Below are 8,635 nucleotides of genomic sequence, written 5' to 3' on the forward strand. Positions count from 1 at the left end.
CTACTACTTGGATCGTTTTTCGCGTTTTCGCCATTCATTGCCATTCTGACCGGCTTCAGCTCGTACTACATCGCTTACTGGCTTATCTCCACACCCTCTGCACGCAAGTAGTCATTAAGGGATGAGTTTCTTCGGCGAACACCGAGGATATCCGTCATGGAGTCGTGTCTATTGTTTTTCTTAATGACAGCGAAAACATCTGCCTTTGGGTGTTGCATATTCAAAATGCTATGGGAAGGTTTCTTTGTGATGTAGAGGTTTAGACATCTGCGTCATACATCCCCTTATTTCTACTCTAAATGGAGAGTATCGATGCCACCGAAGAAACTCAATCCACCGGATTTATCTTATTTGCCGATAAATTCCATTGCGGTTCAAGATGGATTTAATCCGAGAACCTATTTCGACACTAACAAAATGCAAGAATTGACCGATTCCGTTCGGGTCGAGGGTGTACTGCAACCCATCGTCGTCAGGCCGCAGGCTGGAGGTCGGCAATATTGGGTGGTTGCGGGTGAACGCCGTTATCGAGCCGCCGTGGCGGCTGGTTTGACGGAAATTCCCGCCGTGATTCGTGAACTGGACGATCGACAGGCCCGACTAGTGGCCACCGTGGAGAATACGCAACGGGATGACATGAGTCCGGCCGAAGAAGCGCAAGCCGCACGTGACATTTTGAGTGATTGCAATGGCGATCGGGCCGAAGCCATACGCTTGTTGGGTTGGTCCCACAAGAAATTCGAGGCCCGATTGTTGTTGTTGCATGCGTCTGAGGCGGTCTTACAGGCATTGGCCAGTCGGCAAATCAAACTAGGTCATGCGGAATTGCTTTCCCAGCTGCCCACCGAATTTCAAAACGCCACACTGCCTAAATTGCTGGAAGGCCAACATTCCGTCACAGAGTTAAAGACTCGGATTGGCCGATTTGCAAGACTGTTGGAAACGGCGATATTCGATACCGCCGACTGCGCGGCTTGCCATCACAATTCACAGCACCAAGCGACCTTGTTCGACGAGCACGTTGATTGCGGCAAGTGCGCCAATCCCGACTGTTTCATGCAAAAAACGCAGGATGCGGTAGAAGCCCAAAAGTACGATCTGCAAACGCAGTATGCGGCCGTCTTTTTAGACACCGAAAAACCACCGCGAGATTATGCGGTGGTCATGAAAATCGGCCGGGACGGCGTCGGCGGAAACCAATTCGAACAGGGCTGTAAGCAATGTGCTCACTTTGGCGTCGTACTTTCAACGTCGCCCGATTCAGCCGGGGCCATAACGGAAGATTGCTGCTTTGATTTGGCCTGTCACGCGGCGAAACGTATGGCTTACCAAACCAGCCATGCACAGAACCGGTCGACGCCGGCCAATGCCTCGGTTCCGGCGACTTCCACGGCGGCAACCGGCCCCATAAAAACGGTCACGCAACCCCATACCGCAACCGCTCAGGCCACGCCGGGTGCGGTTGCCGAGCATATCGAACGCTTTTACCGGACCGACGGCGGACAACGGATTGCCGAGAGCGAATCGGCTCAACGCATCGTGAACAGTTATGCGCTGTACCGGTTGGTGTCCTCTACCTTATCCCGAGAGGCCGTCCCGAACGGTATGAGTTATAGCAGCTTGTTGAACTTGGCGGATTTCGTGGCCATGATGGCACCGCTCTCTAGCGATGACGCCCAAGCCTTTCATCAACGCATGCTGACCCACCTATTACAGGATCACGAGGCAAAGGCGCCGGCGCAAAATCGGTCATGGGCGAAAGGTGTTGCCTTGCTCATGCGCTCGATCGGCGTGCAATCGGAACAGTCTTTTGTCGTCAATCGCGCGTTTTTGGAGGGGTTTACGAAATTCGGGGTGGAGGGGGTGCTGAGAGAAGCGGTCAATGGTATCGGCGTGACGTTTGTCGATTACTACGAAGGGCTGAGCGAAAAACATTCGATGGCGGGGTTAATGAAGCGAAAAAGCGCCGACATCCTCAATGAAGTATTCGGTTGCGGGTATGACTTTCAAGGCTTTGTCCCGGCTCGCGTTTTGGCCTTTCTACGAGACGATAAGAATCAGCCGGCGCCGATACACGCGGAACCGGCCAACCTAGACCAACCCGATCAATTCACGAACAAGGCGGCGTAATCATGTTTCAAACGTTTCAACAACTCCTCGGCGACAACGAGAAAATTCAATTTTCAGTGTCGCGCACGAGCGATGGCCAACTGGCCGTTTTAATTCAACCGGTCTTCAACGGCGCGGGGGCGAATCCCGATGATTCCGCGATTGCGGACCTCAGAGCCTCATTGTCGACGCCGCTGCACATCATTGCGACCGCGAATGAGCTGGACGCCGGATTTCCAAGGTGTTTGACGCAGTATGTACAAGGCATTGCCGCCGGCAAGGGCGCCCTGGACAACGCTCTGGAGCGGATAAAGGAAGGCGGCAAGCAGGTCAAGGCGGCGGCGGATCGGTTGGCCGATGCCTCGGTTAGCGACAGCGACGCCGAAAGCGCCGCGTCGGACTCAAAACGCAGTAGCGCTAAAAGCGATTCGGCTGACGTAGAGACCGATCGGTCAATCAGCGATTCGCAACAGCCGCACTCGTTACTTTAGGGGGACACATGGCAATCTCAGTCACATTAACCCGCGTATTCAAAATGGGCAGCGTGCGCTTGGAAGACCCAGCGCCGAATTTGCCGGCGGAAGAGGCGATTGCATTCTACGCCGCCGCGTATCCCCATCTGCAACAAGCCACGTTGAGCGAACCCGAAGTGGTTGGCGAGGAATTGCACTATGCCGTCCATACCCAAGCCGTTAAAACCAAGGGATGAGCCACCCCTGGATGGGGTGGCGCTGTTGACTCGATGGGCGAGTTTCCCCTGTTCCGCCGACAACGGGCCATTGGAAATGGCCGACGACGTGACCGAACCGACATGGCTTAGATTTCGTTTGAATTCAGCCCGGTTGCCGAAACGAACGCTCACCGGAATCGACCCAAGCACGCTGCCTCTGTTATGAACCCCTTGTTCTTTCCCATTAGAATCAACGGCTCGCTTGAGCCGTTGCTGGCAGGAGTGACGCAACACTTTAAAACCCGATTTGTGATGCAACATCGTGGCAGTGTCGCGAATCTGATTTTGCTGGCAAGAACCATGAATCTTGTGACCGATACGGCTATCGATCAGGCGGTAGGCGCCGGCTGGATAGGGTTGTACGACTGCTATTCGCAAACGGCGTCGACACTCGCCGATCACTTGAATCAATGCGCGGCCAAGGTTGCGAACCAAGACGCCCACGACGATTTTTCAGGGCTTAACTTGGCATTGGAGCACAAAGCACATTCCGCCAAACTCGTGGTGGTGCTCGAACCGCGTTTCAGTCAGTTCGATCTGTTGGCGTTGCCGCCGGAGTTAGGCCGCGTCATTGCCGGGTGCTTGGACTATATCCTAGCGGTCTCCGGCCTGGGTATTTCCACCGACGAATTGTGCCGCAGCGGCTATTGCTATTGGCTGTACGAAGAACTGGAAGCCTTGCAGTCGGTCGATGAGACCGTACTCGCCCAAGAGCCACACCTTCTCGCCCAGCATCTGCTCGATAACGATACATCACCATTTTGCGATACTTACGAGGATGCGGATGACCTTGCCGACCAGCTGCAATATTTGTTGGAACTGAAGGCCAATAATGTGGAGAAACGATTTTTGACGATGCCGACGATCGCCGAGGTTACCGATACGATGACCGAATGGCAACGCGAGCAAAATGCCTTGTTGCACTCGCCCTGGTTGACCTTCATCGAACAGACCCTGCTATTTCGCGATTATGTGGCGGGCTGCGACATCGATACCGCTACCGCCTTGTTCGAGTCGGATGAAACGTTTGGCGATGAATCGGCCTGTTCCCTGCGCTTTGGCCACCTGATTGGTTACGGATTCGATTGGGAAAACCGTTTGGTCGATGATTTTTACGAGGATTTAATGAATACCGGTGAGCAACCGAAAGCCGTTATTCGCATGACACCCGTTGCACTTTCCGGAATCGGTGAGACATTGACGATGCTTGCCAAAGCCCGTGGGCTAATTTTTCTAGCCGAATGTCTAAACGAACCGTGATCGCTTATGCCGTATGTGAATTTCTTTCAACAACAACCCCCCGACTTTCAGCCCTTGCACGCTATTTTAGTTCACCAAGCGCGAAAGGCCTCCGGTTACGCCGGCGCCGCCGTATTAGCTTCGCTACATGATTTGACGTACAACGACAACCAGGCATGCGTGGTCGGCGCCGGCCGACTGTTGGACAAAGCCGATATCGAACAGGTGTTGCGTTCGATGGCGGACTTAACCCCAACGTCGGTTGAACTGCTACCGAAATCGGTTGTGTCGATAAGCGATCGGCATATCGCTTGGACGGTCGCCGCGGGGGTGCGACCCATGTTGTTTAAGCCCGCCGGCAGCCCGCTTGTGAATTTGATGGTGCCTTGGCCGGGCTTGCTACTGGTGGCCAATAGGCACCAGCGGTTGGCGGTTGCCGCATTCGGTACTCGCGGCCGCGTGCACGAGAAGACAAAGCTATACGCGGCACCCTTAATGAACGTGTCCAGTCAAGGCGCGGTGTGCAGTGGGTCGGCGACATTGCCGAACGGATGCGACATCGGCGATCTGCCAGCCTGGGAAGCGGTGATGTTCAGCACGGCATTCACGCATATCGGCAATCCGAATACCTTACTAATCGGCTCGGCCATCAATCCCGTTGACAACCAAGCCCATTTGGCATTTTGGCGGAATTTGGCTAACCGGAACGCTGCCGCCTTCCCGAAAGCCTCACTGGTGGAGGCTGGCATTGGCGTTAAACAGTTCATCCAACAACACGCCTAAGTTCACGGATAGTGTAGCCACCCCGCGTGTGGCAGAATAAAAATGCCAATGCGCACGAATTTCAATGACTCGTGCGCGTGCCGGTTTGTTGGGCGTCTCGTCTCACCCCGGCGACTTCTTCGATGAAGAAGCGCCATTTTTCAATCTTAATTTAACCGATAACCATGTCCGATTTTTTAAGTCAACTGTTAGAATGCGAAAATTTTCAGGTACTCGCTAGACAAGACGGTATTCCAGCCCTGAATCGACTCTACAACGTCGCGCATAATGATACGGGTCAAGCCTTGCGAATTAGACGGTTCTTGCTCGGTTTATATAACGGTCAGGCCTTGCCATTCAATTTAAACGAGTTTCGAGGGCTGGATTCGTCGCCTGAAAAAGAAATGCACCTCTATTTCGAGAATGGAAAACAAGTGTTTCGTTCATGGGCCGAGGAGCAACAAGCCATTCAATAAGGATAAGTGGGGTAACCCCGCGATTGCATATCTAACATAATGGGTTACAACGAGATAACCATCATTTATGTTATTTCGATATGCAAAACACATTCAAATTTATTACCCCGAGTTCTTGGCTCACTAGAAAAGTAAATATCGAATTAATCGGTGTCGGCGGTACCGGTTCTGAAGTATTAACCAGCTTGGCTAGAATCGATTATTCCATGCGACATCTGGGTCACCCCGGATTTCAGGTTGTTGCTTGGGATGGCGATCGAGTAGAACCGCCCAATATTGGCCGCCAAGCATTTTATCCGGCCGATATCGGTTACAACAAAGCCGTGGTTAGTGTTCAGCGGATTAATATGCTATTTGGGCAAGATTGGCGAGCAGAACCTCGCATGCTTGAAGTTGCTGAAATTAATTCACACCGCTTTGACCTCATCATCACCTGCGTCGATATTGCGCAATTTCGCGCCGATATCGCTAAACACCCGCATAAGTCTAGTGATGCGCTTTGGATTGATACCGGCAACGGCGCTCAGACTGGGCAGGTTGTGATGGGCCGGTTGAATCACGACGATCAGGGGCCTATCGCGTTGCCGTCCGTATTCGATTTTCACCCGGAACTGGATGGGATGCAAGATCGTAATACCCCGTCTTGCAGCATGGAAGAGGCATTAGCTAACCAGGACTTGCCCATTAATCGCGCGATCGCGAATGTTGTCATGCAATTACTCTGGGGTTTGCTTCGGTATGGCGGGACGAATTGGCAAGGAGCCTATATTAATATTGCAAAAGGCTCGCAATTGCCGATCAATATCGCTTAATGCATCTTGAATAACTGTCGGTTTATGAATAAACCGACTTTTTGTATATTGCGTTATAATATGCGTCCATTCATTATTGGTTGGACTTCTGATGTGCGATATCTATTTAGAGCGACATGATCCTTCAAATAATCTTCATCGATTCTATGCGTTGACGGTATCGCCCGGCATATTTAGCGATTGGGCACTGGTTCGCGAATGGGGAAGGGTTGGTTCGCCTGGGACAGTGCGTTCTCATTCGTATCATTCTAAAGAAGAAGCCATTGATGAAAAGAATAAAGTGTTTTTAAAAAAACAGAAAAAGGGATATTCGATTAAATTCATGCTGGATTTGGATGACGAAGCAGTCGGTGCATAAAGATCATCGGAACCGAACATGAGTATACAGAATCAAGATGACGATCAGAAAAGACAGCAACAGGCCGCTAAAGACGGCGGCCCTGATATTGTCCGTAATCGAACGCATCAGCGCCGTTGCGACGCATCCAGTTACAGCGGTATTTGTTATCTGATGTTCCCCGTCGCCGCTCTTACGGCACTTTGGTACTGCGCCGATATCTTTTTGAAACGGCAAGAGACCGAAATAGGGGATGTGGTACCGGCGCCGATGGGGTCGCTACACAAACTCGCACTCAGCCGAATCGGATAGCGCCCATCACCGGTAGCATCGTTTTAATAGCCGACCCCCTTGGGCATTTTAGAGGTACGGTCTTGATCAATAACGTCCCCATGCCGTTTCTGCTCGATACTGGGGCGACCAGGACCGTGATTCCAATTGCTATGGCCATCAAGGCCAGTTTGCCGTTCGGCGATATCGTGTTATCGAATACCGCCGGCGGCAAGGTGGCTGATCGTAGCACCCAGATAGCGAGTCTTGCCCTTGGCAATGCCGTGCTCCGGAACCTGGATGCGCAAATCAACGAGCATCTGGACGAAGTGTTAATTGGCATGAATACTTTGAAATATTTCCAGATGACCCAGACCGGCAATACCCTCACTTTAGTGGTCAACAACCCTGCGGACCCTGGAATAGAGACTCCACCCTAGCCAGTTTGAACACTGCGTCTGCAGCCGATAAGATTTCCGCTTATCTAAAATGCCAGGCCGAACGGAAGGCCGGAACCTTGCGCGGTTGCTATTCGCATGGACCGTAGATACAATGTTGCTACATCCTGTTTAGCGAGGAATTCCACATGTATTTAGTTAGTTACTTTTTTCCGGCCGACACCCCTCTGTCTGAACTTGAGCTACTCAGTGCTCATCCCCATAGGATATTAAATGGCGGAGGCTCCGGTGGTGCAAACGATTATCCAGACGAATTGTGGGCACGTGCGCATCAACGTCATGCCGAATTTCTAGCCTTTGCCGATCAATGCAAAATTAAGCCGACAGTTCGGTTTGAATGGGTAAAAGGTTGGCCAGCGGGGTATGCGGTTTACGAAGGCTCATACTGCTCACTCGACGGACAACCGGAGACACTATTACCAGAAGTAATCCCTAGCGACAAAGCACCGCGAACTCCGCGAATTGTTTCCGTCCTACCAAGAGATTCCTATGCAAACTAAAATTAATAAATGGGGGAATAGTGCTGTGATTCGATTGCCGGCGGCGATGCTTGCACGGTTAAAGCTGGAAGTGGGTTCGCCGGTCGAGCTGACCGCTGACGACGGCGGGTTTCGCATTGTGCCGACTACGACTAAGCCTGTTTTTAAGCTGGACGACTTGCTGGCGGGCATTACTGACGAGAACCGGCATGAGTGTATCGAGTGGGGGCCGGACGTGGGACGCGAGGGAGATTTTTAATGGCTGTGTCGTATGTGCCTGAGCGTGGGGATTTGGTGTGGATCGCGCTCGATCCGCAAGCAGGGCATGAGCAGGCGGGGCGTCGCCCCGGCCTAGTCATTACACCTCGCGTGTATAACGCAAAAGTGGGGCTGGCGTTGGTTTGCCCGGTGACGAGCCAGGTTAAGGGCTATCCGTTCGAAGTCGCTTTGCCGGCCGGTGACCGTGTCAGCGGGGTGGTGTTGGCGGATCAGGTTCGCAGCGTGGATTATGCGGCACGTCAGGTTGAGAAGGCGTCTCGCGTGGATAGCAATGTTCTAGCCGAAGTGTTGGCGAAGATCGAGGCATTAATTCAGTGACTTAAGGAACTTCTGAAAAACTGCCGTTTTGAGTAACAGTCATTTCGAAAGCAGCTCAAAAAATTCAATAATCGCCCGTTTTTTCCATCAAAACAGTCGTTATTTGTCGAAAACAAGCCCTTTTCCGGGCCTATTTTCAAATTCCAGACGCAATCAGGCTGCGCCGCTCATACGCATCGCCGCGCAGTACATTGGCAATCGCGGTCAACAAGGTCAAACGGGCCGCGTTTTTGGCCAAGCCGCGGTAGCGGTTCTTGGCATAACCAAACCGAATTTTAATATCCCGAAAGACGTGTTCGACCTTGGCGCGGCGACTGGCCAGTTCCCGCGCGGCTTGGCGAAGGCGCTGGGCCTGTTCGCTCTCGT

The 8,635-nt window shown here is 52.4% G+C and carries 13 protein-coding genes; 12 read left to right on the top strand and 1 reads right to left on the bottom strand.

Annotated features, from left to right (window positions below):
* Nucleotides 1-312 precede the first annotated feature (312 nt).
* The 12 genes from A1355_RS03850 to mazF all read left to right on the top strand — a co-directional run bounded on the left by A1355_RS03850 (nucleotide 313) and on the right by mazF (nucleotide 8,269).
* A complete protein-coding gene (locus tag A1355_RS03850) occupies nucleotides 313-2,130 on the top strand; it encodes a PRTRC system ParB family protein (protein ID WP_064025172.1) in 1,818 nt (605 codons plus the stop codon).
* Nucleotides 2,131-2,132: 2 nt separating this feature from the next.
* Entirely contained in the window at nucleotides 2,133-2,600 is a 468-nt protein-coding gene (locus A1355_RS03855) for a PRTRC system protein E (protein WP_064025174.1), read from the top strand.
* 8 nt (nucleotides 2,601-2,608) lie between these two features.
* A complete protein-coding gene (locus tag A1355_RS24325; protein WP_082885348.1) occupies nucleotides 2,609-2,818 on the top strand; it encodes a PRTRC system protein C in 210 nt (69 codons plus the stop codon).
* Nucleotides 2,819-3,139: 321 nt separating this feature from the next.
* A complete protein-coding gene (locus tag A1355_RS03860) occupies nucleotides 3,140-4,099 on the top strand; it encodes a hypothetical protein (RefSeq protein ID WP_157197738.1) in 960 nt (319 codons plus the stop codon).
* 6 nt (nucleotides 4,100-4,105) lie between these two features.
* Complete coding sequence (locus tag A1355_RS03865) at nucleotides 4,106-4,861, top strand: PRTRC system protein B (protein ID WP_064025179.1); 756 nt, start codon at nucleotides 4,106-4,108, stop codon at nucleotides 4,859-4,861.
* A gap of 164 nt (nucleotides 4,862-5,025) precedes the next feature.
* Nucleotides 5,026-5,316, top strand: a complete 291-nt coding sequence (locus tag A1355_RS03870) for a DUF7673 family protein (protein ID WP_064025182.1) — start codon at nucleotides 5,026-5,028, stop codon at nucleotides 5,314-5,316.
* Between the two features lie 80 nt (nucleotides 5,317-5,396).
* The gene (locus A1355_RS03875) at nucleotides 5,397-6,128 is read left to right on the top strand and encodes a PRTRC system ThiF family protein (RefSeq protein ID WP_064025184.1); all 732 of its coding nucleotides are present in this window, start codon (nucleotides 5,397-5,399) and stop codon (nucleotides 6,126-6,128) included.
* A 91-nt stretch (nucleotides 6,129-6,219) separates the two neighbouring features.
* On the top strand, nucleotides 6,220-6,486 hold the full coding sequence (locus tag A1355_RS24330; RefSeq protein ID WP_082885349.1) for a WGR domain-containing protein: 267 nt from the start codon (nucleotides 6,220-6,222) through the stop codon (nucleotides 6,484-6,486).
* Nucleotides 6,487-6,504: 18 nt separating this feature from the next.
* Entirely contained in the window at nucleotides 6,505-6,777 is a 273-nt protein-coding gene (locus tag A1355_RS25575) for a hypothetical protein (RefSeq protein ID WP_064025186.1), read from the top strand.
* Nucleotides 6,778-6,839: 62 nt separating this feature from the next.
* Entirely contained in the window at nucleotides 6,840-7,175 is a 336-nt protein-coding gene (locus A1355_RS24335; RefSeq protein ID WP_231883550.1) for a retropepsin-like aspartic protease family protein, read from the top strand.
* Nucleotides 7,176-7,682: 507 nt separating this feature from the next.
* Nucleotides 7,683-7,931, top strand: coding sequence for an AbrB/MazE/SpoVT family DNA-binding domain-containing protein (locus tag A1355_RS03890; RefSeq protein WP_064025191.1), 249 nt, complete (start codon nucleotides 7,683-7,685; stop codon nucleotides 7,929-7,931).
* Complete coding sequence (gene mazF, locus A1355_RS03895; RefSeq protein WP_064025193.1) at nucleotides 7,931-8,269, top strand: endoribonuclease MazF; 339 nt, start codon at nucleotides 7,931-7,933, stop codon at nucleotides 8,267-8,269. The genes A1355_RS03890 and mazF overlap by 1 nt, the downstream gene beginning before the upstream one ends.
* A gap of 136 nt (nucleotides 8,270-8,405) precedes the next feature.
* Here mazF and A1355_RS03900 read toward each other — a convergent pair.
* Nucleotides 8,406-8,635: transposase (locus A1355_RS03900; RefSeq protein WP_157197739.1), on the bottom strand; the 230-nt coding region annotated here is incomplete at its 5' end.

Origin of the sequence: Methylomonas koyamae, assembly GCF_001644025.1 — a bacterium.
Taxonomy (GTDB): domain Bacteria; phylum Pseudomonadota; class Gammaproteobacteria; order Methylococcales; family Methylomonadaceae; genus Methylomonas; species Methylomonas koyamae_A.